Source organism: Micromonospora sp. NPDC050397 (assembly GCF_044901685.1).
Lineage (GTDB): Bacteria > Actinomycetota > Actinomycetes > Mycobacteriales > Micromonosporaceae > Micromonospora_G.
On the sequence record NZ_JBJDPS010000010.1, the window covers coordinates 71,672 to 97,067 of the forward strand.

The 25,396-nt window shown below is 70.7% G+C and carries 24 protein-coding genes; 8 read left to right on the forward strand and 16 right to left on the reverse strand.

Annotated elements, in window-relative coordinates:
- Position 1: 1 nt before the first annotated feature.
- From ACI2K4_RS26570 to ACI2K4_RS26600, 7 genes are all read right to left on the reverse strand, one after another.
- Positions 2-1,018 (reverse strand): YihY/virulence factor BrkB family protein, encoded by a 1,017-nt coding sequence (locus ACI2K4_RS26570; RefSeq protein ID WP_404515156.1) that lies wholly within the window; start codon positions 1,016-1,018, stop codon positions 2-4.
- Between the two features lie 78 nt (positions 1,019-1,096).
- The gene (locus tag ACI2K4_RS26575) at positions 1,097-1,903 is read right to left on the reverse strand and encodes an ABC transporter permease (protein WP_404515158.1); all 807 of its coding nucleotides are present in this window, start codon (positions 1,901-1,903) and stop codon (positions 1,097-1,099) included.
- 12 nt (positions 1,904-1,915) lie between these two features.
- Positions 1,916-2,692 carry an ABC transporter permease gene (locus tag ACI2K4_RS26580; RefSeq protein WP_404515160.1) on the reverse strand — a complete coding sequence of 259 codons (777 nt, stop codon included), beginning with the start codon at positions 2,690-2,692 and terminating at the stop codon, positions 1,916-1,918.
- Positions 2,693-2,931: 239 nt separating this feature from the next.
- A complete protein-coding gene (locus ACI2K4_RS26585) occupies positions 2,932-3,585 on the reverse strand; it encodes an SRPBCC family protein (RefSeq protein ID WP_404515162.1) in 654 nt (217 codons plus the stop codon).
- Entirely contained in the window at positions 3,582-4,016 is a 435-nt protein-coding gene (locus ACI2K4_RS26590) for an ArsR/SmtB family transcription factor (RefSeq protein ID WP_404515164.1), read from the reverse strand. The genes ACI2K4_RS26585 and ACI2K4_RS26590 overlap by 4 nt, the downstream gene beginning before the upstream one ends.
- 45 nt (positions 4,017-4,061) lie before the next feature.
- The gene (locus ACI2K4_RS26595) at positions 4,062-5,252 is read right to left on the reverse strand and encodes a low temperature requirement protein A (protein WP_404515166.1); all 1,191 of its coding nucleotides are present in this window, start codon (positions 5,250-5,252) and stop codon (positions 4,062-4,064) included.
- A 76-nt stretch (positions 5,253-5,328) separates the two neighbouring features.
- Entirely contained in the window at positions 5,329-5,802 is a 474-nt protein-coding gene (locus ACI2K4_RS26600; RefSeq protein WP_404515168.1) for an NUDIX domain-containing protein, read from the reverse strand.
- A gap of 113 nt (positions 5,803-5,915) precedes the next feature.
- Here ACI2K4_RS26600 and ACI2K4_RS26605 point away from each other — a divergent pair, with 113 nt between their 5' ends.
- Entirely contained in the window at positions 5,916-6,119 is a 204-nt protein-coding gene (locus tag ACI2K4_RS26605) for a hypothetical protein (protein WP_404515170.1), read from the forward strand.
- Positions 6,120-6,256: 137 nt separating this feature from the next.
- Positions 6,257-6,586, forward strand: a complete 330-nt coding sequence (locus ACI2K4_RS26610; RefSeq protein ID WP_404515172.1) for a winged helix-turn-helix transcriptional regulator — start codon at positions 6,257-6,259, stop codon at positions 6,584-6,586.
- Between the two features lie 4 nt (positions 6,587-6,590).
- Here ACI2K4_RS26610 and ACI2K4_RS26615 read toward each other — a convergent pair whose 3' ends face one another.
- Positions 6,591-7,523, reverse strand: a complete 933-nt coding sequence (locus tag ACI2K4_RS26615; protein WP_404515174.1) for an ABC transporter ATP-binding protein — start codon at positions 7,521-7,523, stop codon at positions 6,591-6,593.
- A gap of 306 nt (positions 7,524-7,829) precedes the next feature.
- Between ACI2K4_RS26615 and ACI2K4_RS26620 the strand changes: the two genes are divergently transcribed.
- Complete coding sequence (locus ACI2K4_RS26620; RefSeq protein ID WP_404515177.1) at positions 7,830-8,879, forward strand: sugar phosphate isomerase/epimerase family protein; 1,050 nt, start codon at positions 7,830-7,832, stop codon at positions 8,877-8,879.
- Between the two features lie 51 nt (positions 8,880-8,930).
- Here the strand turns inward: ACI2K4_RS26620 and ACI2K4_RS26625 are convergent, their stop codons facing one another.
- Entirely contained in the window at positions 8,931-9,467 is a 537-nt protein-coding gene (locus ACI2K4_RS26625; RefSeq protein ID WP_404515179.1) for a hypothetical protein, read from the reverse strand.
- 1 nt (position 9,468) lies between these two features.
- Positions 9,469-11,364, reverse strand: a complete 1,896-nt coding sequence (gene dnaG / locus ACI2K4_RS26630; protein ID WP_404515181.1) for a DNA primase — start codon at positions 11,362-11,364, stop codon at positions 9,469-9,471.
- 124 nt (positions 11,365-11,488) lie between these two features.
- Between dnaG and ACI2K4_RS26635 the strand changes: the two genes are divergently transcribed.
- Both ACI2K4_RS26635 and ACI2K4_RS26640 read left to right on the forward strand, forming a co-directional pair.
- On the forward strand, positions 11,489-12,376 hold the full coding sequence (locus tag ACI2K4_RS26635; RefSeq protein ID WP_404515183.1) for an NAD-dependent epimerase/dehydratase family protein: 888 nt from the start codon (positions 11,489-11,491) through the stop codon (positions 12,374-12,376).
- A gap of 12 nt (positions 12,377-12,388) precedes the next feature.
- A complete protein-coding gene (locus tag ACI2K4_RS26640; protein ID WP_404515185.1) occupies positions 12,389-13,591 on the forward strand; it encodes a low temperature requirement protein A in 1,203 nt (400 codons plus the stop codon).
- A 24-nt stretch (positions 13,592-13,615) separates the two neighbouring features.
- Here ACI2K4_RS26640 and ACI2K4_RS26645 read toward each other — a convergent pair whose 3' ends face one another.
- Positions 13,616-14,455 (reverse strand): siderophore-interacting protein, encoded by an 840-nt coding sequence (locus ACI2K4_RS26645; RefSeq protein ID WP_404515187.1) that lies wholly within the window; start codon positions 14,453-14,455, stop codon positions 13,616-13,618.
- A 78-nt stretch (positions 14,456-14,533) separates the two neighbouring features.
- Positions 14,534-15,574: an alpha/beta hydrolase gene (locus tag ACI2K4_RS26650; RefSeq protein WP_404515189.1), complete on the reverse strand. Its 1,041-nt coding sequence runs from the start codon at positions 15,572-15,574 to the stop codon at positions 14,534-14,536.
- Between the two features lie 82 nt (positions 15,575-15,656).
- Here ACI2K4_RS26650 and ACI2K4_RS26655 point away from each other — a divergent pair, with 82 nt between their 5' ends.
- Entirely contained in the window at positions 15,657-16,220 is a 564-nt protein-coding gene (locus ACI2K4_RS26655; protein ID WP_404515191.1) for an NADAR family protein, read from the forward strand.
- A 52-nt stretch (positions 16,221-16,272) separates the two neighbouring features.
- Here ACI2K4_RS26655 and ACI2K4_RS26660 read toward each other — a convergent pair whose 3' ends face one another.
- The gene (locus ACI2K4_RS26660) at positions 16,273-17,502 is read right to left on the reverse strand and encodes a deoxyguanosinetriphosphate triphosphohydrolase (protein ID WP_404515193.1); all 1,230 of its coding nucleotides are present in this window, start codon (positions 17,500-17,502) and stop codon (positions 16,273-16,275) included.
- Between the two features lie 20 nt (positions 17,503-17,522).
- The gene (locus ACI2K4_RS26665) at positions 17,523-17,885 is read right to left on the reverse strand and encodes a VOC family protein (protein ID WP_404515195.1); all 363 of its coding nucleotides are present in this window, start codon (positions 17,883-17,885) and stop codon (positions 17,523-17,525) included.
- Positions 17,886-18,369: 484 nt separating this feature from the next.
- Here ACI2K4_RS26665 and ACI2K4_RS26670 point away from each other — a divergent pair, with 484 nt between their 5' ends.
- A complete protein-coding gene (locus ACI2K4_RS26670; protein ID WP_404515197.1) occupies positions 18,370-18,873 on the forward strand; it encodes a roadblock/LC7 domain-containing protein in 504 nt (167 codons plus the stop codon).
- A 150-nt stretch (positions 18,874-19,023) separates the two neighbouring features.
- On the opposite strand, the gene ppdK is transcribed toward ACI2K4_RS26670, so the two are convergent.
- Positions 19,024-21,762, reverse strand: coding sequence for a pyruvate, phosphate dikinase (ppdK, locus tag ACI2K4_RS26675; RefSeq protein WP_404515199.1), 2,739 nt, complete (start codon positions 21,760-21,762; stop codon positions 19,024-19,026).
- 297 nt (positions 21,763-22,059) lie between these two features.
- Here ppdK and ACI2K4_RS26680 point away from each other — a divergent pair, with 297 nt between their 5' ends.
- A complete protein-coding gene (locus ACI2K4_RS26680) occupies positions 22,060-23,856 on the forward strand; it encodes a beta-N-acetylhexosaminidase (protein WP_404515201.1) in 1,797 nt (598 codons plus the stop codon).
- A 76-nt stretch (positions 23,857-23,932) separates the two neighbouring features.
- Here ACI2K4_RS26680 and dusB read toward each other — a convergent pair whose 3' ends face one another.
- The gene (dusB, locus tag ACI2K4_RS26685; protein ID WP_404515389.1) at positions 23,933-25,084 is read right to left on the reverse strand and encodes a tRNA dihydrouridine synthase DusB; all 1,152 of its coding nucleotides are present in this window, start codon (positions 25,082-25,084) and stop codon (positions 23,933-23,935) included.
- Positions 25,085-25,396: the final 312 nt, after the last annotated feature.

The window sequence follows — 25,396 nt, forward strand, 5'->3', positions numbered from 1 at the left end:
CTCATTCGTTTGGCGGACGCGCCGACTTGCGCAGTGTGCGATCGTCCCGGAGCTCCAGGTACGGCTCTCGATCCGGCGGGTAACCCGCCGCGATCGCCCGTCCACGCTCGAGCTCGGCGTTGAGTTCGGCGCCGATCAGGATCGCCACGTTGGTCAGCCAGAGCCAGATCAGGAACACCACCACACCCGCCAACGTGCCGTACGTCTTGTTGTACGAACCGAAGTTGACCACGTAGAGCGCGAGCCCGGCGGAGGCGAGCAGCCACACCACGACCGCCACCACCCCGCCCGGGGTGATCCAGCGGAAGCCGCCCTGCCGGGCGTTCGGCGACGCCCAGTAGAGGATCGCGAACATCAGGCTGACCAGCAGCAACAGCACCGGCCACTTGGCGATGTCCCAGACCGTCACGGCGAGCGATCCGATCCCCAGCACGTCACCGGCGACCTCCGCCAGCCGCCCGGTGAAGACCACGATCAGGGCGCTGGCCAGCAGCATCACCCCGATCACGGCGGTGACGCCGAGCCGGATCGGCAGCGTCTTCCAGATCGGCCGCCCCTCGGGCACGTCGTAGATGGCGTTCGAGGCACGCATGAACGCGCCGACGTAACCCGAGGCGGACCAGAAAGCGGCCAGCAGACCGAGGGCCGCCGCGAGGCTGGCCGTGCCGGCACTTTCGCGTACCTGGGTGATCGCGGCGTCCAGGATGTCCTGGATGTCACCCGCCGGCACCACGTCCCGGACGGTCCCCTGCACGTCGTCGGTGGTCCGCTTGCCGAGCAGGCCCAGCAGCGACACCAGCACCAGCACGCCGGGAAAGATCGAGAGCACGCTGTAGTACGTCAGCGCCGCCGCCAGGTCGGTCAGGTTGTCCTTCTGGAACTCGGCGACCGTACGCCGCAGCGCCGCCCACCAGGAGGTGCCGGGGAGCCGGACCGGACTCGACGGCCCCTCGTCCGGCGCCGGTGGAGCGGCGGGCCGGTCCGGCGTCGGTCGGTCCGACGGTTGGTCCGAGGCCATCACGACCCTCCTCTTCGCACGGCGTGCCGGTCACCACCTGATGCCCTGTCGGCAGCCGGGATAACCCACCTGGTCAGGTCACTTGTACAGCAGGCGACCCATCCGGCGGGAGGCGACCAGCAGACCGAGCCCGGTGGCGGCGAGCAGGTAGAGCACGTCCACCAGCCGGACCAGGCCGCCGGTGCCGGTGGTGATGCCCCGGATCAGGTCGACCGCCCGGTAGAGCGGGGTCACCTCGACCAGCCAGCGCAGCACCACCGGGTAGCTCTGCGCCGGCACGAAGGTGCCGGAGAAGAGGAAGAGGGCGAACTGGGCCGAGCCCATCAGGTCGAAGTCCTGCCAACTGCGCATGAAGGTGGACAGCGCCATGCCGAGCGCGCCGAAGGCGAAGCCCACCAGCACCGCCGCCGGGAAGGCGGCGACGGCCCGGACCGCGCTGGTCAGCTCCATCGCGACCATGATGGCGAGGAACGCGGCCGAGTAGAGGGTGCCGCGCATCATCGCCCAGCCCAGCTCGCCGAGGGCGATCTCGAACGGCCGTACGGGGGTCGCGAGGATCCCGTCGTACAGCTTCATGTACTTCATCTTGCCGAAGAAGTTGAAGGTGGTCTCCGAGAGCGCCCCGCTCATCGCCGACGAGGCGAGCATCGCCGGGGCGACAAACGCCGCGTACGTCACCACCGCTCCCCCGGGCAGGGTGAGGTCGCCGATCAGCGCGCCCACCCCGACCCCGATCGAGAGCAGGTAGAGCAGCGGCTCGAAGAAGCCGGAGACCAGCACCACCCAGTAGGCGGACTTGAGCGCGGCGACGTTGCGTTCGGCCACCGAGACCGAACGGCGGGCGCCCTCAAGGTTGACCAACCGGGGCAGGAGCAGGCTGACCACGGGTATCCCTTCCTAGACCACGAGCCGGCGACGGAACGCGACCCGGGCCAGCAGCCAGCCACCGACCGCCCAGGCGCCGAGGTAGAGCAGATGACCGGCGACCGACCACTGCGGCGCGACGCCGAGCGTGGCGGCCCGGCACAGGTCGACGCCGTGCCAGAGCGGTGAGAGGTACGCCGCCCAGCGCAGCCCCACCGGGAGTGACTCGACCGGGAAGAAGACCCCGGCGAACAACGTCATCGGGATGATCGCGAAGCGGAACAGGATCGCCAGGTAGCTGTCGGTGCGCACCCAGGCGGAGTAGGCGAAGACCGGGGTGGCCAGGGCGAGCCCGATCAGCACCACCAGCGGCAGGGTGGCCAGCGCCCAGACCGAACGCAGCGTGCCGAAGGCCGCCGCCACCAGCAGGAACGCCACACTGCTGGTGAACACCCGGAAGGCGACGAAGGCCAGGTGGCCGCCGAGGATGTCGGTTATCCGCAACGGCGCGGCGACCTGCGCGAAGTAGCTCCGGACCCAGTTGAAACTGCTCAGCACCGGCCAGGTGGACTCACTGACGGCGACCTGGAGCGCGGTGGAGGCGATCAGTCCGGGCACCAGGAAGTCGAGGTAGTCGACCCCGTCGACACCCTGGGTGACGTAGGCACCGACGCCGAGCCCGAAGCCGACCATGGTCAGCAGCGGCAGCACGAACGACGACACCGCACTGGACCGCCAGGTCCGCCGGTAGTCGGCCAGGTGATATTCGAGTACGGCCAGCGTCGGTGCGAACCCGCCCGTCGGGCGCACGGGCGCACGCCTCGCTTCCGCCCCGCCGACCGTCACCACCGGGGCACCCCGCCCCGGCCGGTCGCGCGCTCGCACCGCGATGTTTCCGCCCACCGCATCAGCTCAGCCTCCGCACAGTCCCGCGGCACGACCCCTGGTGTCGTGCCGCGGGGTACTGTACGGCGCCCGGCCGACGTTTTCGCCGGATTATCCGCCGCCGCCTGGCCCGTAAGCCCTGCTCGTCGCTGTGCCGGTCCGGCTCAGGACCCCGGTGACGGCTCCGGCACGGTGGTGTAGAAGGCGGTCGTCGCGTCGGCGGCGGCCCGCGCCAGCGCCGGATCGGTGCCGGCGGCGATGCTCGCGTCGCACCAGCCCGCGCTGCTGCGCGCGACGAAGTCCCGGCCCTCGTCGGACAGCGACCACGCCTCGATCGCGGCCGGGTCCACCGTGGCGCCGGCACCGGCGAGGTGCAGAGCGAGGCCCATCAGCCCGAGTTCCCAGCCGACCCCGGTGGCGCCCGGCCCGTACTGCTCCCACAGCTCCTCGCTGACGTGGGCGACGTGTTCCAGTTCGAACCGGGTGCCGCCGGTCGGCTCGGCGGTCAGCCGGACCTCGATCCAGCTCACCGTGTCGGCGAACTCCCAGGTGGCGGCGAAGCTCTTCGGCGGGTCGCAGCGCTCGACCACGCCCCCGGCGTTGCCCTGGAGTTGGTAGCGACCGCCCAGCCGCAGCTCCCCGGTGACGGGCAGGAACCAGCGGGGAATCCGCTCGGCGTTGGTGCACGCGTCCCAGAGGTCCTCGGGCGTGGTGTCGTAGACCCGGCTGATGGTCTGGACCCGGGCCTCGCCCGCCTCCAGCACCCGGCTGCCGATGTGTCGCCGTACGGCGCTGATCTGCTCGTTGACGTCGATCATGTATCTCTCCTCGGCTGTTCTTCGCTGTCGGACCTGTCCGCTCGGGCGGTCCGGGCTGTTCCGGAGGTCCGGGCTGGCCCGGAGGTCGGGTTGGCCGCCTCGCGGAGACGACGGTCGCGCTTGCCCCGCGCGATCTCGGTCGCGAGCGCGTCCAGGTGCGGGGTCCAGAAGCGCCGGAAACGGTCGAGCCAGACGTCCACGTCCCGCAGTGGCTCGGAGTTCACCGCGTAGAGGCGGCGGGCACCCTGCGGCCGTACGGTCGCGAAGCCGCTCTCCCGGAGCACCCTGAGATGCTGCGAGACCGCCGGCTGGCTGATCCCGAACTCCTCCTGGATCACGGCGGTGACCGCGCCGGAGGTCAGCTCGCCCTCGGCGAGTAGTTCGAGGATCCGCCGTCGGACCGGATCCCCGAGTACGTCGAACGCGTGCACCCGACGAAGCTAACAGGGGCAGCTTATATAAGTCAAAACTTAGGGTCAGTCCAGCGGGGGCGTCTCGCCGGCCTGCGCGAACCAGCCGGAGCGCCGGCTCAGGTAGATGTCGACGGCGATGGCCGCGAGCAGCGCGAGGCAGGTCACCGACGCGACCCCGATCGGCGGCAGCACGAGCAGGACGGGGACCAGGCCGCCGAGCAGGAGCAGCCCGAGGATTCCCGGCCACGGCAGGCGGTGGAACACCACGATGTGGAACATGACCCGGCCGATGAGGAAGAGCGCCTTGCCGCCCACGATCAGCATCACCCACTCCGGGCGGGGCTCGGCGAGCGGACGGGTGATCAGCACCTCGTTCCCGACCGCGGTCAGCAGGGTGCCCGCCAGGACCACCGCGTGACAGAACGCGACCGAGACCGCCATCCGGGGCCGGTTCTGGTCGAGGATGGTGCCGATCCGCATCCCCCCGCTGGGGATCAGGTAACCGCGCCAGAGCAGCACCACGGTGAGGAAGGCGAGGCCGAAGGCGACGCCGGTCAGCAGGTCGATGTCCACGCTTATGAAGGCCAGCCCGCTCACCAGCACGACCTCACCCAGGGCGATGATGAACACCTGCTGGTACCGCTCGGAAAGGTGCTCGCCGACGGTGCGCAGGTTCTCCTCGGGCACCCGCCCGAGACCCGGCGTGGGCCAGCCGAGCCAGGCGATCCCGTAGTCGATCGCGAGCGCGATCAGCCAGAGCACGATCCGGGTGGACTCCGGCTGGAACGCGCCGACGATCCAGGGCACGCCGGAGACGGCGAACCAGATCGCGACCAGCAGCGTACGACGTTGCAGGGGGTGTCCCCGCAGCAACGGCAGCAGCAGGGCGGCTCGGCCGAGGTGCACGAAGACGTACGCTCCGGCGAAGAGGATCCCGTGTGCCCCGAAGGCGGCCGGGACCGCGGCCGACATCAACAGGCCCACGAACATGATGCCGAGGACGAGCCACCGGATCACCGGCTCGTTCGGGTTGTACCAGTCCGTCGACCAGGCCGTCGCGATCCAGATCCAGTAGATGCCCGCGAACAGGATCATCGTCTGGAGGAAATTGGTCCAGGAGAGGTCGTCGAAGAATCGCATCGACAGCAGGTTCAGCGCGAAGATGAAAGCCAGGTCGAAGAAGAGTTCGAGGGTCGACGCCTGGCGAGAGTGCTCGCGTTTGCGCAGTAGCCTGGTCCCCTGGTTTCCCGCCACCGATCCAGCCGCCTCACCTTTTCCGCCGCCGATATTCGTACCACGGCGAGGACCCGGGTCAGGCCGATATGACGGTTCAGTCGCCCCGCTCAGCCCAGGCACTGGCCGGAAACAGGGTCGCGACGACCGTACGCAACCGTGGCGGCTCCAGCCGGTCCGAAAGCGAATCCAACTCGGTTACCGCGACCCATGCGTAGGAGTCGAGATTGACCTGCTCGTCGGGGAGGAGACCGGCCCGGGTCAGGGCGGGTCGCTGCCCCGCGAGACGGGCCGGGAAGAAGTCCTCCGGGCCGACAAAGCGCCTGCCGTTCCACCGTACGTCCCGCTCGACCGGCACCGGGGCGTCGACGACGCCGGCCGGGTCGAACCCGGTCTCCTCGGCCAACTCCCGCCGGGCGGCGTCGAACGGGGTCTCGCCCGACTCCACCCCGCCACCTGGTGGTTCCCAGAGCAACGCCCCGTCGTACGGGTCCCGCCAACGCAACAGCAGCACCCGTTCGGCGGCGTCGAGGCAGATCACGCGTACGGCGGGTCGGTAGGTCGGCTCCACGCTCCCGACGCTAGTGCACGGGGCAGAGTGTACGGAACGGTGGCCGTCCGAGTCGGCTATCAATCCATTGTCGAGCATCCCGATCAGCGCAAATTGCTCCCCAGCATAGCTATATGCGTACCCTGTTGCGATCTTTGATCGTTTCCATGCTCCTCACGGCGGCGGCCGTCGCCCTGGTCGCGCCCGGCGCGGCAACCGCCAATCCGGTCAACATCTGTATCGGTCAACCGATCCCAGCGGGTCGGGTGGTCATCTCCCAGCAGACAAACTGGGTCTGCGGTGGCGCTTCGTTCAACCAATACAGAATCAGTCGCTGAGCTGACCGCTTCAGCCGGCCGTCGCGTCCTCGGTGAGCGACCCGGCGGCCGTCCACCGACAGCCGGCCCGTCGACTCCCCCGGGCCCCCTTCCGAGACCGGGGGCGGGGTGGGAGGTGGGCCGGGTAGCCTGCCGACGTGACCGGTAGCCGTAGTTATGGAGATCCGTCCGGTGTCGCCCGGAGTCTCGACGTGGTGGGTGAACGCTGGGCACTGCTGGTCGTACGTGACCTGCTGCCCGGGCCCAGGCAGTTCAGGCAACTGCTCGCCGGCCTGCCCGGGATCAGTCCGAACGTGCTGAGCAAACGGCTGCGCGAGTTGGTCGAGTACGGCGTGGTCGAGTATCGCGACCTGAGCGCGCCGGAGAGCGTACGGGTCTACGAGCTGAGCGAATGGGGCCGCGAACTGGAGCCGGTGCTGCGAAACCTGGAGCAGTGGGGCGCCCGCGCGCCCGCTTCGGCGGGATAGGGGGTCAGTCGACCAGGGTGCGGCCGGTCAGGTGGAGGAAGACGTCCTCCAGGCTGCTGCGGCGGACCAGGGAGCTGGCCGGGGCCAGGGCGCGGGCGTGCACCTCGGCCAGGGCGGCGTCACCGTTGTCGACGTAGAGCAGGATGCGGTCCGGCAGGATCTCCAGCCGCTCGGCGATGCCGTCGAGCTTGCCGGCGAACTCCTCCTGCGACTCGGTGGGAAAGCGCAGCTCGACCACCTCCCGGGTCGAGTAGCGCTCGATCAGGTCGCGGGGCGACCCCTCGGCGGCGATCCGGCCGCCGTCCATCACCACCAGACGGTCGCAGAGCTGCTCCGCCTCGTCCATGTAGTGGGTGGTCAGCACCAGCGTCACGCCCTGCTGCTTGAGCCGGAACAACCGCTCCCAGACCAGGTGCCGGGCCTGCGGGTCGAGCCCGGTGGTCGGCTCGTCCAACAGCACGATCTCCGGCTCGTTGACCAGCGCGCGGGCGATGGTCAACCGACGCTTCATGCCGCCGGAGAGCGGCTCGACCTTGCTGTTGGCCCGCTCGCTGAGCTGGACGAATTCGAGCAACTCGGTGGCCCGTTCCCGGGCCACCCGGCGTGGGATGCCGAAGTAGCGGGCGTACGTGGTGAGGTTCTCCCGCACGGTCAGCTCGGGGTCGAGGTTGTCGGTCTGCGGGCAGACGCCGAGCCGGGCCCGGATGGCCGGGCCGTCGGACATCGGGTCCATACCGAGAATGCGCAGCTCACCACCGGTGGGCGGGGAGACGCAGCCGACCATGCGCATGGTCGAACTCTTGCCCGCGCCGTTCGGCCCGAGAAAGCCGAACGCCTCCCCGGGGCGCACCTCGACATCGATTCCATCGACGGCGGTAAAATCTCCGAACCGCTTGACCAGTCCGCGAGCTTGGATCAGAGGTTGTTCCGTGGCCACGGCGACGACCCTAGCCGCCCGGTACGACACCCTCCCAGCGAGTTTCCGGCAGGTTACGATTTTCGTTTTCAGGAGCGCGACGTCGTTCCACTGGCGAGAGAAAGTTTCCCGTCGGATGACCCTTTCTTTTTGACCTTGGCGGCGGGTACGGTCCGCAACAGGAGATCGACCTGCCCGGAATCCCGACTCTCTTGGCACAGAGTCTCGGCTCTCTTGGCACAGAGCCCCGGGTCGGCTCCGCACTTCGGCGAATCGGCGCACGCCAGCACCACACCTGCCCACCGAGAGCTGAAAGGGACGTCAACTATGGGCTCACCAGACACCACCACCGGGCCGTGGAGCCGTCGAGGATTCCTCGGTCTCTCCGCCTGCGCGGCGGCCAGCGCGATCGCCGTCGCCGGCCCGTTCACCGGGATGGCCCAGGCCGCCGACGGCGGCGAGGTACGCGACAGCCAGGGTCACCGGCTGCCCGTCGGCAAGATCGGCATCCAGCTCTACTCCGTCCGTAGCGACCCGGCGCCCTTCGCCGACAAGCTGCCGAAGCTGGCCCAGCTCGGGTTCAAGGAAATCGAGTTCGCCGGGTACGGGACCAACCCGACCGACGCCGACATCCTGGCCATCCGCAAGCTGCTGGACGACAACGGCCTCAAGGCGGTCGGCTCGCACGTCGGCTTCGGTTCGTTCCAGAGCGACCTGACCCGGCAGCTCGACATCGCCCAGATGCTCGGCATGAAGTTCGTCGGCACGGCGAACGCGCCGACCGGCAGCCGGTACAAGTCGGACTGGCGGGCCGCCGCCGACGCGTACAACGCGGTCGGTGGTGCGGCCAAGGCGCGCGGGCTGAAGTTCTACCAGCACAACCACGACGGGGAGTACAACTTCCTGCTCGACACCGGGCCGCTGGACGCCAACGGTCGGCCGACCCGCTCCACCGGACAACGTGGACTGGAGTACTTCTTCGGTCTCACCGACCCGGAGCTGGTCTACTTCGAGATGGACATCTACTGGGCGTACCAGGCCCAGGTGCGGTTCAAGACGTACCTGGACGAGTTCGGCGTGACCCGGCGCAAGAACCTCGACCCGATCAAGACGATCAGCAAGCAGCAGGAGCGGTTCCCGCTGTTCCACGTCAAGGACGGCGTGCTCAACGCCGAGGGCACCAGCCTCTCGATGACCGAGTACGGCGTCCCCGGCGGTTACGTGCCGTTCGAGGACTTCTTCGCCAGCCTGAAGTCGCTCGACCAGCACCACTACATCTGGGAGCACGACAACGCCGGCTCGACCCCGCCCGAGCAGGGCGGCGTCTGGGGTGCGGCCGAGCGGAGCGTCAACAACATGAAGGCGACGCGCTTCTGATCCGTTGCCGGTACGTCGGCCGGGGAGCGACCTTCCCGGCCGGCGGACCGGTCAGGCGGTGGTTTCCGACTCGCCCGTGCCCCGGGCCGCCGCCACCAACGCGTCCGTCTGCTCCACCACGGCCTGGTCGTCGGTTGCCGTACCCGGGTCGTAGCGGACCGTCCAACGCAGGCCGTCGACCCCGCTGACCCGGCGCCCGACCACGCGTACCGCGCCGCCCGCCGGCAGCTTGTAGTGCGCGGTGTACGAGACCGAGCTGGTCACCCTGGCCCGCACCTGGTGCGGCACGTCCCCCGGTTCGAGCAGCAGGTACGTCTCCACCGGCAGGTCCGTGACGACCAGGTAACCGTCCCGTTCGACCACCGTCTCGGCCGGGGTGACCGCCAGCTCGCGCCCGGACCAGACCGCCTTGTTGATGTCGTGCCAGCCCAGCCGGTGTGCCCGGCCGGGCAACCAGAGCCCCCGGTTGCTCACCACCACCACGCCGTCGCCGTCGGCCACCGTCGCCCAGGCGAGCATCCGCTCGTCCCGGTCCAACGGTGGACGCCGGTCGGCCGGCAGCTTCGGCTTGCGGTTGAACAGTCCCATCTCACAACCCCCCAGCAGCCTGCTCACGCAGCGCCCGGGCGTGCTGCTCCAGCGAGAGCAGCTCACCGAAGAGCGCGAAGTACTCGTCCTTGTTGGCCACCGGGTTGACCCGCTGCACCTTCGACTTCAGGTCCCGGATCCGGGTGGTGACCGAACCCCACTCCAGCCGGGCGAGGGTGATCGAGACGTAACGCGGGTCCGGCTCGCCGTCGATCCGCAGCGGCTCCACCGCCAGCTCGCCGACCAGCGCCCTGCCCCCCAGGTCGGCGCAGGCGTCGCGGACCTGTTCGATCCAGACCGCACCGCCGGTCGCGCCCGCCGCGCCACCGGCCTCGGCGAGCGCCTCCCGGACCGCCCGGTGCACCGGGTGCAGGTAAACCTCGCCGCCCAGCGCGTCGAACATCGGCCCGGCCAGCACCGGCTCCTGGATGGCGAGCTTCAGCGCCTCCCGCTCCACCATCGTCTGCGGGTTGTCTACGGCGGGAGCGGCGGGGCGGGGCGGGGCGGCTGGCGTCGTACCGCCGGGGGTGGCCTTGGCGGGCGCGTTGCCGGCGGCGAGCACGGCGCGCTGCACCGGTTCGATCTCCATACCGAGGTCACCGGCGAGCTTGCGGACGTACTCCGGTCGCTTCTCCCGGTCCTTGAGCTTGGCCACCAGCGGCGCCGCCTGCCGCATCGCCTCCACCCGGCCGTCGACGGTGTCCAGGTCGTAGCGGTTGAGCACGTGCCGCAGCGCGAAGTCGACCAACGGCTCGCGGCGGGCGACCAGGTCGCGTACGGCCATGTCGCCCTTTGCCAGGCGCAGGTCGCACGGGTCCATGTTGTCCGGGCTGACCGCGATGAAGGTACGCCCGACGAACCGCTGGTCGTCCTCGAACGCCCGCAGCGCCGCCTTCTGCCCGGCGGCGTCCCCGTCGAAGGTGAAGATGATCTCGCCGGCCACCGCGTCGGTGTCCAGCAGCAGCCGGCGCAGTACGCCGATGTGGTCGGCCCCGAACGCGGTCCCGCAGGTCGCCACCGCCGTCGGTACGCCGGCCAGGTGGCAGGCCATCACGTCGGTGTAGCCCTCGACGATCACCGCCCGCCCCTGCTTGGCGATCTCCCGCTTGGCCTGGTCGATGCCGTAGAGCACGTGCGACTTCTTGTAGATCGGGGTCTCTGGGGTGTTCAGGTACTTCGGGCCGTCGTCGGAGTCGAAGAGCTTGCGCGCGCCGAACCCGATCACGTCGCCGGTCAGCTCCCTGATCGGCCAGAGCAGCCGGCGGCGGAACCGGTCGATCAGCGAGCCGGAGCGCGCCTCCCGGGCCAGCCCGGCGGTGACCAGCTCCTGGCCGGTGAAGCCGCGCTGTCGGAGGTGCTTGGTGAGCAGGTCCCAGCCGTCAGGGGCGAAGCCGCAGCCGTACCGCTCGGCGGCGGCCTTGTCGAAGCCGCGCTGGGCCAGGAACTCACGGGCCGGACGGGCCCCGGCGGTGCCGAGCTGCCCGGCGTAGAACTCGACCGCCGCGGCGTGCGCGGCGACCAGTCGCTGCTTCTGACCCTGCTGCTGCCGTGCCGGGGCGGGACCGGCCTCGATGTAGCGCAGTTGGATGCCGGCCCGGCCGGCGAGCCGCTCGACCGACTCCAGGAACGACAGGTGCTCGGCGTCCATCAGGAACTTGATCGCGTCGCCGCCGGCGCCGCAGCCGTGGCAGAAATAGACGTTCCGGGCCGGCGAGACGGTGAACGAGGGGGTCTTCTCGTCATGGAACGGGCAGAGGCCCTTGAGGTTGCCACCGCCCGCCGACTTGAGCGTGACCGTCTCGGAGATCACGTCGGCGATCGAGGTGCGCTCACGGACGAGTGTGATGTCCTCGTCCCGAATCCGCCCAGCCATTACCGCCACCCCCTCGGCGTACATCCTGCCCTGTCGGACCGATCCGGCCGGCTCCGGGTGGTCCTCGCTCCGGCTTTGGGTGGTCCGCCCACGGCACGGCCTCGATGAATCGCCTATAGCGTTACCAATCACATGGCATCGTCGTAACATGCGCATCCTGCTCACGGGCGCGACCGGCTACATCGGCTCCGCCGTACTGCCCGCCCTGCTCCTCGACGGCCACCAGGTGACCGCGATCGCCCGCAGCGAGGACGCGGTGGCCACCGTCACCGCGACCGGCGCCACCGCGCTGCCCGGCGACGTCACCGACACCGCCCTGCTCCGCCAGGCCGCCAGCGAGGCCGACGCGGTGATCCACCTGGTCACGCCGGGTGGGCAGATCACCGACGCGGTGGACAACGCCGTGGTCAACGGCGTGCTCGCCGGCATCGAGGGGAGCGGCAAGCCGTACATCCACAGCGCCGGCATCTGGACCCACGGCGAGGGGGTGATCGACGAGCAGTCCCCCTTCGACCCGCCGGAACTCACCGCCTGGCGGCCCGGGGTCGCCAGACGGATCCTGTCCGCCACGGGCATCCGCAACATCCTCATCTCCCCGGCGGTCGTCTACGGCCACGGCTCCGGGCTGGTCCGGATGATCCTCGACGGTCCGCAGGTCACCGACCCGGAACCGACCCTGCTCTTCCCCGGCAGCGGGGACCAGCACTGGACCAGCATCCACATCGACGACGTCGCCACCCTGTACGCCGCCGCACTGGTCCGGGCCGCGCCGGGCTCGTACTACATCGCGGCGAGCGGGCAGAACCCGACCATGCGCGAGATCGCCACGGCCGCCAGCCGCACCCTCGGCCTCGGCGGCCGGATCGCCCCGGAACCGCCGGAGGCGACCCGGCGACGGCTCGGCCCGTTGGAGAGCGCCTTCCGGATGGACCAGCAGGCCAGCGGCGAGAAGGCGCGCAGGGATCTCGGTTGGGAGCCGATCGGCCCGTCGTTGCTCGACGAGATCGAGACCGGTTCCTACGCCCGCCGGATCTGACCGGCGGCGGGCGTGACCTGGTGGCATCCGGAGAACGTCCGGCGCGGGGGAATCGGGTGGCTGCGGCTGCGGCTGCGCGAGTCCGAACTGCCACTGGACCAGAGTGAACGGCACGCCACCTGGCTGGAACTCTTCTTCGACCTGGTGTTCGTACTCGCCCTGGCGACGGTGCAGAACCGGCTGGACGTACCGACGCCGCACCTCGGCGACCTGGTCGCCACCTTCGGCCTCTACCTGGTGGTCTGGCTGGCCTGGGCCGGTCAGGCGTTCTACGACACCCGGTTCGACCCGGACGACGTGCCGCACCGGCTCGCCGTGCTGGTCGGGATGCTGGGCGCGGGGGCGATGGCGGTGGGCGTCTCCAGCGCCCCGCACACCCTGATCCTGCCGGTCGGCTACATCGTCGTACGCGCCATGCTGATCATGCTCTACCTGCGGGTACGTCACAGCTCCCCGGCCACCCACCGGCTCACCACGGTCTACCTGATCGGGTTCGGCCTCGGGGTGCTCTTCTGGGTCGGCTCGCTGGCGGCGCCGGTACACCTGCGGCCGATGCTCTGGACGATCGGGCTCGCGATCGAGTTCCTCACCCCGTGGCTGGGGCGGCCCTGGGTGTCCCGGATCCCGGTGGACACGTCCCACCTGCCCGAACGGATCGGGCAGTTCACCATCATCCTGCTCGGCACCACGCTCACCGATTTGCGCGACGCGATCTCTCCCCGCCCCGACGCGGAGGTCGTCGTCGCGGCGGCGATCGCACTGGTCGTGCCGGTGGCGGTCTGGTGGGTCTACACCACGTTCGTGACCACCGGGCTGGCCCTGCCCCGACTCAGCGCGGGACTCGCCTACTCGTACGTGCACGCGATCCTCGGCGCGGCCCTGCTGCTGCTCGGCTGGGCGCTCGGGGAGATCGTCGGGCAGGCGAGCCACCACGTCACGGAACTGCCACACCGCCTCCGCGTGCTGCTCGCCGTGGCGATCGGCACCTGGATGCTCTGCGGGTTGGGGTTGCAGTGGATCTCGCTGGGCTACGTGTCGCGCTACCGACTGGTCGTCGCCGCCTGCGGCATCGGCCCGGTCGTGCTCGTCGCGCTGCTGGTGGCCGAGCCGCTGACCCTGCTGTCGCTGGTCGCCGCCGTGCTGATCGGGTACGCGATCGCGATCAGCCGGCACATCGTCCAACTCGGCAACGCAGCCCGCACCCCCGGCCCCTGACCGGCTCGCGCCATCTGCGTCGGATCAGGCGAGCTCGCGGGCTTCCTGCTCCTCGATGCGGCGGTTCCAGTCGGCCTTGGCCGCGCGCCAGCTCTCGTCGTCGGCACCGAGCCGCCAGTAACCCGAGATGGAGAGCTGCTCCCGGGCCAGGCCGCGCTCGACCCGGAGCAGGTGCCGAAGTTCGCGTACGAAGGTCGCCTCGCCGTGGACGAACGCGTGCGGCGTACCGGTGGGGAGGTCCGCCCGCCGGACGGCGGCGACCAGGTTCGCTCCGACCGCGTCGGCGCCCCGGTGCAGCCAGACGATCTCGCAGTCGGCGTCGGTGGGCAGCTTCTGCTCCTCGTCCGGACCGGCCACCTCGACGAAGACCCGGGCGGTGGCGTCGACCGGCAGCCGCTCCAGGGTGGCACCGATGGCCGGCAACGCGCTCTCGTCCCCGACCAGCAGGTGCCAGTCGGCCTCCTGGTTGGGCGCGTAACCGCCACCGGGACCGAGGAACATCATCGGGTCACCGGGGCGGGCCTGCGCCGCCCACGGACCGGCCAGCCCCTCGTCGCCGTGGTGCACGAAGTCGATGCTCAACTCCAGCGCGGTCGGGTCCCAGGCCCGGACGGTGTAGGAGCGCAACCTCGGCCACTGCTCCTGCGGCAGGTCACGACGGATCGCCGCCAGGTCGAACGGCTCCGGGTACGTCACCTCCGGCCGAGGGAAGATCAGCTTGACGTAGTGGTCGGTGCAGGCGCCGATCTCCAGCCCGGCCAGCTCCGGACCGCCGAGCACGATCCGGATCATGTGCGGCGTGAGCTGTTCCTTGCGGCGCACGGTGGACCGGGTGACGCGGGCACGAGCCTGACGATCCGTCATGAGGTTAGGTTAACCTAACTGGCTGCCCCCGGCCGGTCGAGGCCCCGATCGCGACCCACGTCACACCGGTCCGGGCCGTCAGCGGGCCAGGCGCTTCGCCAGCCAGGACAGGGCCAGCGGGTAGCGGTAGTCGATCCCGCCGTGCCCCGCGTCGAACAGTTCGAAGCGCACCCGGTCCTCCGGCAGTCCGATCCGGGCGAGTTCGGCCCGGAACGCCTCGGCACCGAGGTCGAGGAACCACTCGTCCCGGGTGCCCGCGTCGATCCAGACCGCCCGCAGCGAACCGAGGGACTCTCGGTAACGCTCGACCATCCGGACCGGATCCCAGTCCAGCCAGCGCTGCCACACCTCCGGACGCAGCACCCCGGTCCGGGGGTCGAACGGCAACTCCGGGGTGCCGTCCGGCCCGGCCGAGAAGCAGGCGGTGCAGCCGAGCACCATCAGCAGGGTCTGGTCGGCCGGCTTGGTGAACGAGGGTCGGGACTGGAAGTCCGCCCACCAGCGGAAGATGTCCTGGTCGTACTCGCGCAGGTAGCGGACCGCCTTGCCGAACTCGGGCAGGTAGCACAGCTCGTAGAGGGTGTCCCCGGCGTGGGTGGCGAGCGCCCCGAACAGGTCCGGCCGGAGCATCGGAGTGATCATCGCGCCGAAGCCGCCGGACGACTTGCCGGCGATCGCCCGGGACTCCCGGTCGGCGATCGTCCGGTAGCGCGCGTCCACCCACGGCACCACCTCGTCGCAGAGGTACGAGTGGTAGGCGCCGGTGCCCGGCGAGTCGACGAACTGCGAGCCGCCGTAGGCGGTCCAGGCGTCGACGTACACGACCACGCAGCCGGGCGCCTCGCCGGAGGCGAAGACCTGGTCCGCCGTCTCGATGAACGGCTGCCGGTACGGGCTCCGGTTCTCCCACATCGACAGGTGACCGGTGTAGCCCTGGATCTGGTAGACCGTCGGGTAACGCCGTCCCGGGTCGTCGTCGTACCCCGGCGGCAGGTAGACCCAGAGCGGTCGCTCGTGCGGGTCACCCAGCGGGTTGCCCCGCAACAGCTCGGAGGAGACGACATGGCGGTCGAGCCGGCCGGCCAGCTCGGTGTCCCAGGGCAGCATCCAGCGAGTCAACCACGATCCATCCACTCCGATCACCCCCCGCCGCCGGCATAATCGCTCGGCCGGTCGGGGCGGGCCACGCCATACTGGGCGCGTGTCGACCTCTCCCCGCCACTCCACCCACCCCCGTGACGCCGAGCAGGTGACCCGCGCGATCGCCGACGGCGTACGGACGAAGTTCGTCTTCTTCTGGAAGCACCGCTCGGACGGTGTGGTCGACGCGGGGTGCCTGAGCCAGTGGGCGCCGTCACCGTTCACCGTGGACGGACTCAGCTTCGCCACCGCCGAGCACTACATGATGTGGCGCAAGGCGACCCTCTTCGGTGACCGGGACATCGCCGAGCGGATCCTCGCCGCCGGGCACCCACACCTGGTTCAGACGCTGGGCCGTCGGGTCGCCGGCTTCGACCAGCGGGTCTGGGAGGCCGCACGGTACGACATCGTGCGGGACGCCAGCGTGGCGAAGTTCGGCCAGCACGAGGCGCTGCGCGAGTTCCTGCTCGGCACCGGGGACCGGGTGCTGGTGGAGGCGAGTCCGCTCGACCGGATCTGGGGCATCGGGTTGGCCGGCACCGATCCGGACGCGCTCGACCCCCGGCGGTGGCGCGGGCTCAACCTGCTCGGCTTCGCCCTGATGGACGCCCGCGCCATGCTGTAAGGAAGGGCCCCTTGTTAACGCTATAGCGTTAACAAGGGGCCCTTCCTTACGCTCAGCCGGCGGAGAGGCGGTGGTGCCAGGCGACCGCCGCCGGGTCGGTGAGCGACGCGACCTGGTCGATCACCACACGCAGCCGGGCGGCGTCGGTGCCGGCGGTACGCCACAGCGGGGCGAAGACCGGATCGAGCGCGTCCGGTGCCCGTACGGTCAGCGCGTGCACCAGCTCGGTGATCACCTGACGCTGGCGGGCGTACCACCGGTCGGCGCCGGGGCGGCGCATCACGTACCGCAGGGCCATCCCCTTGAGCAGTGCGCACTGGGCCCGGACCAGTCGGGGCACCACGAGATCGGCGGCGTAGCGGCGCACCGGCTCGGGACCGTACCGCTCCTGGGTCGCCTCGACCGCGGCCGAGACGAACCGCCCGGTCAACGCGCTGGTCGTGCTCTTCAGCGCGACCTGCGCCCGGTGGCTGCCGTCGTAACCGGCCAGCGGCCGGAGCAGCGGGTCGGCCAGGAGGCCGACCAGCACCGGGGCGAGCGCGTCGGCGGACTCGGTGGAGTAGGTGTCCGCGACGTCGGCGCAGAGCGCGGCCCGTTCGTCCTGGTCGTCGAAGAGCTGCGGCAGCCGCAGGTGTCCCCGGTAGACGCCGTCCTCCACGTCGTGCACCGAGTAGGCCACGTCGTCGGCCCAGTCCATCACCTGTGCCTCCAGGCAACGTGCCCGCTCCGGGGCGCCCCGGCGCAGCCAGCCGAAGACCTCGGCGTCGTCCGCGTACACGCCGAACTTGCGCCCTCCGGGCTCCCGGAACCACGGATACTTGCCGGTCGCGTCGAGCGCGGCGCGGGTCAGGTTGAGGCCGACGGAGGCACCGTCGGGCCGCAGCACCTTGGCCTCCAACCGGGACAGTACGCGCAGCGTCTGCGCGTTGCCCTCGAAGCCGCCGCAGGACTGGGCCAGCGTGTTCAGCACCTCCTCGCCGTTGTGCCCGAACGGCGGGTGCCCGAGGTCGTGCGCGAGCCCGGCCACGTCGACCACGTCCGGGTCCGCGCCGAGCCGCTGCCCCATCTCCCGGGCGATCTGCGCGACCTCCAACGAGTGGGTCAGCCTGGTCCGCAGGGAGTCGTCGGTGCCGGCGGTGTGCACCTGGGTCTTGGCCGCCAACCGGCGGAAGGCGGCGGAGTGCAGCACCCGGGCCCGGTCCCGCTGGTACGGACTCCGCCCGTGACCGGTGTCCTTCGGCTGCTCGACAACCAGCCGCTCGGCGTCGCCGTCGCGGTTCACCGGCTCATCCTGTCACCCGGTCAGGACGGCGTGGAGGCCGCCCGCAACACGCAGAACTCGTTTCCCTCCGGGTCGGCCAGCACGATCCAGGAGTCGGTCTCCCGCTGTCCGACGTCGACGTGCCGGGCGCCCATGTTGACCAGTCGCTCCACCTCGGCCTCCTGGTCGGCCGGGCGCAGGTCGATGTGGAGCCGGTTCTTGGTCTCCTTGCCCTCCGGCACCGGTACGAAGACGAGGCCGGGCAGTTCGTCGCTCGACCGCCGGATCTCCACCTCGTCGGGCTTCTCGTAGGTGATCCGGTAGCCGAGTGCCTCGGCCCACCAGCGGGCGAGGCGCGCCGGGTCCTGGGCGTCGACCACCAGGTTCTCCCAGAGACTGCCCATGGCAGACACCTCCGTCGCGATCAGGTGACGAAATTCGAGTGACGCCCAGGTTACGCCCGCCCGTCCGGGCGGAGCGCGCCGCCGAGCGGTCGAAAGGAGAAATCCCGATCACCGATACCACAAAGGCAAACACTTCTCGCAGCCGTACGGTGATCCCTCACAACCACCGATCAGGTTAGAGTTGCTGTCCAATTGCCGACCGTCACGGGATCACATCTAGGGATGGCCAGGTGTAGCGTGCCGTAAACAGAAGGTCACAGCCGGCGGCGATACCGGCCCGGTCCGCGCAACTCGATCAGTCCGCGCAGTCCGACCAGCCCGATGTCCCACCCGCGAGCCCGCGCGACCATCCGCGTTGCCGGCCGGCGCCGAACCGACGGGACACACCAGGGGCGGGCCATCTCATCCCCACCCCGGACCGACCCGACGTTCCGCGCCCCCACAGGACAGTTTCCACCGTCAGCACAGTTAAGGAGAGTTTCCCGTGGACGCTGACGCCGCCATCCGGGCCGAGCTGTACCGGCTGCGCCGCCGGCTACCCGACCTCTCGGGCGCGGTGCTCGGCGGAGTGGACGGCCTGCTGGTCGCCTCCGACCTGACCGACGGCGACCCGCACCATCTCGCCGCGCTCTCCGCCGCGACGCTCGGCCTGGGTCACCGCTTCGCCCAGTCGGCGGGGCACGGCGCGCTGCACGAGTCGGTGGTACGCAGTGCCGGCGGTTGCGTGATCACGTACCCGGCCGGCGCATGGGGACTGCTGACCCTGGTGACCTATCCGGACAGTGACGTCGAAGGGATCCACCCCGAGGCGCGGGCGACCGCGCACCGGCTCGGCACGATGGTCGACTCGCTGCGCCTCGCGGTGACGATGGCCAGCACCTCGGCCGCGGACCCGCACGCCCCGCTCGACGTACGCACGCCGATGGCCACCCTGCCGGCCGATCTCTGGGCCGAGACCGGTGGTCTGCGCCCGCCGGGTCTGCGCTGACCCCGGTCACCGCCGCTCCGGTCTCACACCCGCTCCCGGGCCCACCCGCCTCCGGGCACCGACGTCCGCCGGAGGCCGCGCCGATCGCGCGGTCCCCGGTGGAGGTTCCGTTTTCGTGGCCGTCGGCCGCTGGTCCCAACTCTGATCCGGTCAGCGGCTGTCCGACCCGGTCGAGGAGATGGCCGCGCGACCCGCCTCCAGCCGCGCCACCGGCACCCGGAACGGCGAGCAGGAGACGTAGTCCAGACCGACCTCGTGGAAGAAGTGCACCGACTCGGGGTCGCCGCCGTGCTCGCCGCAGACCCCGAGCTTCAGCCCCGGACGGGCCGCCCGGCCCTCCTCGGTGGCGATCCGGACCAGCCGGCCCACGCCGTCCCGGTCGATCGACTCGAACGGGGAGATGCCGAAGATGCCCAACTCCAGGTAACGCCAGAAGAACGCGCCCTCCACGTCGTCCCGGGAGAAACCCCAGCCCATCTGGGTCAGGTCGTTGGTGCCGAAGGAGAAGAACTCGGCCGCCTCGGCGATCTGGCCGGCGGTCAGCGCCGCCCGGGGCACCTCGATCATCGTGCCGACCAGCACCTCGACCCCGCTGTCGCCGACCACCTCGGTGATGATCTTCTCTGCCTCGGCCCGGACGGTTTCCAACTCCTGCACCGCGCCGACCAGCGGGACCATGATCTCGGGTCGGGCCACCCGACCGTCGCGCGCACAGGCCACCGCCGCCTCGACGATCGCCCGTACCTGCATCGCGAACAGGCCGGGGATGACCAGGCCGAGCCGGACCCCGCGCAGCCCGAGCATCGGGTTCTGCTCGTGCATCCGGCGTACCGCCGCCAGCAGGGCCTCCTCCCTCGCCGCGTCCTGGCCACGCTCCTGGGCCACCGCGACGTTCACCGCCAACTCCTCCAGCGGCGGCAGGAACTCGTGCAGCGGCGGGTCGATCAGGCGTACGGTCACCGGCTGCCCGTCCATCTCGCGGAAGATCTCCACGAAGTCGTCCCGCTGCATCGGCAGCAGCGCCGCCAGCGCCTCCTGCCGATCCGCCTCGGTACGGGCCAGAATCAGCCGTTCGACCAGCTCGCGCCGGTCACCGAGGAACATGTGCTCGGTCCGGCACAGCCCGATCCCCTCGGCCCCGAACCGGCGGGCGCGGGCCGCGTCCTCGCCGGTGTCGGCATTGGTCCGGACCCGCAGCCGACGCCGCTCGTCGGCGTGCCCGATGATCCGGTGCACCGCCTGCACGAGCTGGTCGCCGGACTCGGCCGGGTCGAGACTGCCCTCGAAGTAACGCACCACCTCGGACGGCGAGACCGGCACCTCGCCCAGGTAGATCTTCCCGGTGGTGCCGTCGATCGAGACGACGTCGCCCTCGCGTACGGTCTGGCCGTCCACGGTGAACTGCCGGGAGCGTACGTTCACGTCCAGCGCGTCGGCACCGCAGACGCAGGTCTTGCCCATCCCCCGGGCCACCACGGCGGCGTGGCTGGTCTTGCCGCCGCGCGAGGTGAGGATGCCCTGGGCCGCGATCATGCCGGGCAGGTCGTCCGGGCTGGTCTCCCGCCGGACCAGGATGACCGACTCGCCCTGACCGGCCAACTCCACCGCGCGGGCCGCGTCGAAGACCACCTTGCCGACCGCGGCACCGGGCGAGGCGCCGATCCCGGCGGCCAGCGGCGCGACGTCGTGCTCCAGCCGGAACCTCGGGAACATGAGCTGGGCGAGCTGGGCGCCGTTGACCCGGTGCAACGCCTCGTCCAGGTCGATCAGCCCCTCGTCGACGAGTTGGCCGGCGATCACGAACGCCGCCGCCGCGGTCCGCTTGCCGACCCGGGTCTGGAGCATCCAGAGCTTGCCCCGCTCGATGGTGAACTCGATGTCGCAGAGGTCGAGGTAGTGCTCCTCCAGCCGGGCCATGATGCCGAGCAGTTCGCCGTACGACCGGGTGTCCAGCTTTTCCAGCTCCTGGAGCGGGACGGTGCTGCGGATTCCGGCGACCACGTCCTCACCCTGGGCGTTGGCCAGGTAGTCGCCGTAGATGCCCTGCGCCCCGCTGGCCGGGTCCCGGGTGAAGGCGACCCCGGTGCCGGAATCCGGCCCGAGGTTGCCGAAGACCATCGCCACCACGTTGACGGCGGTGCCGAGGTCGGCCGGGATCCGCTCCTGCCGGCGGTAGAGCACCGCGCGCTCGGCGTTCCACGAGCCGAAGACCGCGAAGATCGCCAGGTCGAGCTGCTCGCGCGGGGCCTGCGGGAAGTCGCGCCCGGTGTGCTTGCGGAAAATCGTCTTGTACGTGTCGACCAGCCGCCGCAGGTCGGTTGCGTCGAGGTCCAGGTCGTCGGTGCTGCCCTTGGCCCGCTTGGCCTCGTCCAACGCGTGCTCGAACTCCTCCCCGGGCACCTCGCAGACGGTCTTGCCGAACATCTGGATCAGCCGCCGGTAAGAATCCCAGGCGAACCGCTCGTTGCCGCCGGCCTGGGCGGCGAGCCCGGCCACGCTGGCGTCGTTGAGCCCGACGTTGAGGACGGTCTCCATCATGCCCGGCATGGAGAACTTCGCCCCGGAGCGGACCGAGACCAGCAGCGGGTCCGCCGGGTCGCCGAGCCGCTTGCCCATCTCCCGCTCCAGTGCGGCCAGGTGGGCGTCGATCTGCTCGGCCAGGTCGGCGGGGGCGGCGCCGGTGGCCAGGTATGCCTGGCACGCCTCGGTGGTGATGGTGAAACCGGGCGGCACCGGCAGACCGAGATTGGTCATCTCGGCCAGGTTGGCGCCCTTGCCGCCGAGCAGGTCCTTGAGCCCCATGTTGCCCTCGGCGAAGTCGTACACCCACTTGTGTCCGACCGCTGCCCGTGCTGCCGTCTCGTCTGCCGCTGTTTCCCTCGATGCCACCAGAAGCCTCCCACGTACGACGCTGAACGAAGGTTTAGTTGGTTTGCATACCCCGGGGACGGAGTTCCGTACCGGGAAGAACCAATGGCCATTGGTCCGCGAAGGTTAAGCCACCCTACGGCGACCCGTCAGTAATGGGTGACAATCGGCACAGGCGTCGTCCCTGTACGTGTTCAGGCCCGTTTGTGGGAGCGTTTCCACGTGCACGAGCACGCACCGCGCCCCGGCGCTAACCTGGGTACGGCACCCGAACGGCACCCCCATCCCCCCGGATCGCGGCAAGGAAGCGAATCGACGATGAGCAGTGGCCCCCAGGAGCACGGCCCCCAGGAGCACGCCCCCGCGCACCCGGCACCGCCGCACCCGGCACCGCCGCGCCCGGCACCGCCGCGCCCGCGTACGCCGGAACCGGACGGGGTCGCTGCCGACCGCGAGCGGGCGACCGCCGCGCGGCTGGCCTCGGTGCTCCCCGCGCCCACGAGCGTGCGGCCCGCGCCCGGCGAGCGTTACCAACTCACCGCCGACACGGCCGTCCGGACCGGCGGCGGACCGGCGGCCGACACGGTCGGCAACTACCTCGCCGAACTGCTCCGCCCGGCCACCGGCTACCCGCTGCCGGTGAGCGCGCTCGACGGCGACACTCCCCCACCCGACACCATCACCCTGCTCCTCGAACCAACCGCGAACCCGGACGAGGCGCAGGCGGGGCGGCCAGCCGGCACGCGGTCGGACGAGGAGGGCTACCGACTCGACGTGACCGGGGACGGGGTGGTCGTCCGGGCCCGGACCCGGGCCGGTCTCCTGCACGGCGTACAGACGCTCCGGCAGCTCCTGCCGGTGGAAGTCGAGAGCGACGAGGTCCGGCCCGGCCCCTGGCTGGTGCCGGGCGGGCAGATCGTCGACGCGCCCCGGTTCGCCTACCGGGGTGCCATGCTCGACGTCGCCCGGCACTTCTTCGGCGTCCCGGACGTGCTCCGCCTGGTCGACCAGTTGGCCCGGTACAAGCTCAACCACCTGCACCTGCACCTCACCGACGACCAGGGCTGGCGGATCGCCATCGACTCCTGGCCGAAGCTGGCCGAGATCGGCGGCGCGACCGAGGTCGACGGCGGGGCCGGGGGCCACTACACCCAGGACGACTACCGGACGATCGTCGCGTACGCGCAGGACCGCGGGGTCACCGTGGTGCCGGAGATCGACCTACCCGGCCACACCAACGCCGCGCTCAGCGCCTACGGCGAACTCGCGCCGGACGGGATCGCGCCGCCGCCGTACACCGGCACCGAGGTCGGGTTCAGCTACGTGGCGGTGCACAGCGAGCGGACGTACGACTTCGTCGACGACGTGCTGGGCGAGCTGGCCGCGCTGACGCCCGGCGCGTACCTGCACGTGGGCGGGGACGAGGCGTACAAGGTCAACCCGGAGGACTACAACACGGTGATGAGCCGGGTGCAGCGGATCGCCGCCGGCAAGGGCAAGACGGTGGTCGGCTGGCACCAGCTCGCACCGGTGGAGCACCTGCCCGGACGGGTGCTCCAGTACTGGGGCACGGCCGCCGCCGACGAGAAGGTGTCGGAGGCGGTGGCCCGGGGTGCCCGCGTGATCATGTCGCCGGGCAACCGCACCTACCTGGACATGAAGTACGACGACGCGACCCCGCTCGGCCTGGACTGGGCCGGGCTGATCGAGGTACGCACGGCGTACGACTGGGATCCGGGCAGCTCCCTCGACGGAGTACCCGAGGAGGCGGTGCTCGGCATCGAGGCGCCACTGTGGACGGAGACGATCCGTACCGTGGCCGAGGTGGAGTACATGACCTTTCCGCGCCTGGTCGCCGTCGCGGAGCTGGGCTGGTCCACCGAGGCCGCCCGGGACTGGGAGTCGTTCCGACTCCGGCTGGCCGCACACGCCCCGCGCTGGGACCTCGCCGGGATCGCCTACCACCCGTCCCCCGAGGTCCCGTGGCCCAGCACCGCCGCCGGCCACCCCACCGTCCCGGCACCCCGCCGCGAGCTGGCACCGGCCGACACCCCGACCACCGGCATCCCGATCGGGGACGCTCCGACGGTGACGTCCCAACCCGGGACGCCCTGACCACCGACGACCTGACCACCGACGACCTGACCACCGACACCCCGACCGCCGACGCCCAGACCGCCGACGGCGGCGCTCAGCCGCCGGAGTCCTCCATCTCCGCACCCGCCGGCACGTCGTCGCTGTCCCGGTCGGACAACCACCCGTCCGGCAGGTAGACCTTGCCCGGCGCGTTCGTCCGGCCACGCGGCTGCCCGAGAGTGTGGGTCGGGAAGGGCTCGGCCGGGTCGAGCTTGCCGAGCAGGTCGTCCAGCTCGGCCAAGCTGTTGATCATCGCCAGCGCCCGGCGCAGCTCACCGCCGACCGGGAAGCCCTTCAGGTACCACGCCACGTGCTTGCGGAAGTCGGTGCAGCCGTCCCGCTCGGTGCCCAGCCACTCGGTGAGCAGTTCGGCGTGCCGGCGCATGGTCGCGGCCACCCGGCCCAGGTCGGGCAGGACCCGGTCGTCGCGATCCTCGAACGCCGCCGCCAGGTCCGCGAAGAGCCACGGCCGCCCCAGGCAGCCCCGGCCGACCACCACCCCGTCCGCCCCGGTCTGCTCGAGCATCCGGAGCGCGTCGTCCGCCTCCCAGATGTCACCGTTACCCAGCACCGGCACGTCCAGCGCCTGCTTGAGGGTGGCGATCGCGTCCCAGTCGGCACTGCCGGAATAGCGCTGCTCAGCCGTACGCGCGTGCAGCGCCACCGCCGCGACCCCGGCCTCCTGCGCGGCGAGACCGGCCTCGACGTACGTCAGGTGGTCGTCGTCGATGCCCTTGCGCATCTTCACCGTGACCGGCACCCCGGCCGGTGCCGCCGCCTCCACCGCCGCCCGGACCAGCCGGGCGAAGAGCCGCCGTCGCCACGGCAGCGCGGCACCGCCGCCCTTGCGGGTGACCTTCGGCACCGGGCAGCCGAAGTTGAGGTCGATGTGGTCGGCCAGGTCCTCCTCGACCACCATCCGCACCGCCGCCGCCGTGGTCTGCGGGTCCACGCCGTAAAGCTGGAGGCTGCGCGGGGACTCGTCGCCCCCGAAGGCGACCATGCGCAGGGTCTTCGGGTTCCGCTCCACCAGCGCCCGGGTGGTGACCATCTCACAGACGTAGAGCCCGCCGCCCTGTTCCCGACAGAGCCGGCGAAACGCGACATTGGTGATACCGGCCATCGGCGCGAGCACCACCGGCGGCCAGACCCGGTGCCCGCCGAGGGCCAGCGAACCCGGCACCCCCGAACCAACACCGGTAGACATCATCCTCCAAGCATCCCACCTGCACGCCTGGGGTAAGGAAGGGCCCCTTGTTATCGCTTTTGGTAGAGGAAGGGCCCCCTATTAACGAGGGCGATAGCACAGACCGCCGCCGGCCGGGACGTTGTCCACAGCCGGCTCGGTTGTCCACAGTTCGGCGACCGCAACCACCTAAGTGGTCACAACCGCTCCAGGCTGGGCGAATGACCGGAGCGATGAACCCGGAATCGACCCTGGAATCAACCCCAAGGCCGACGATTGGGATAAAGAGCACATCTGGAACAAGGATCGCGGCCAAAGCGGGGACCATCGCCA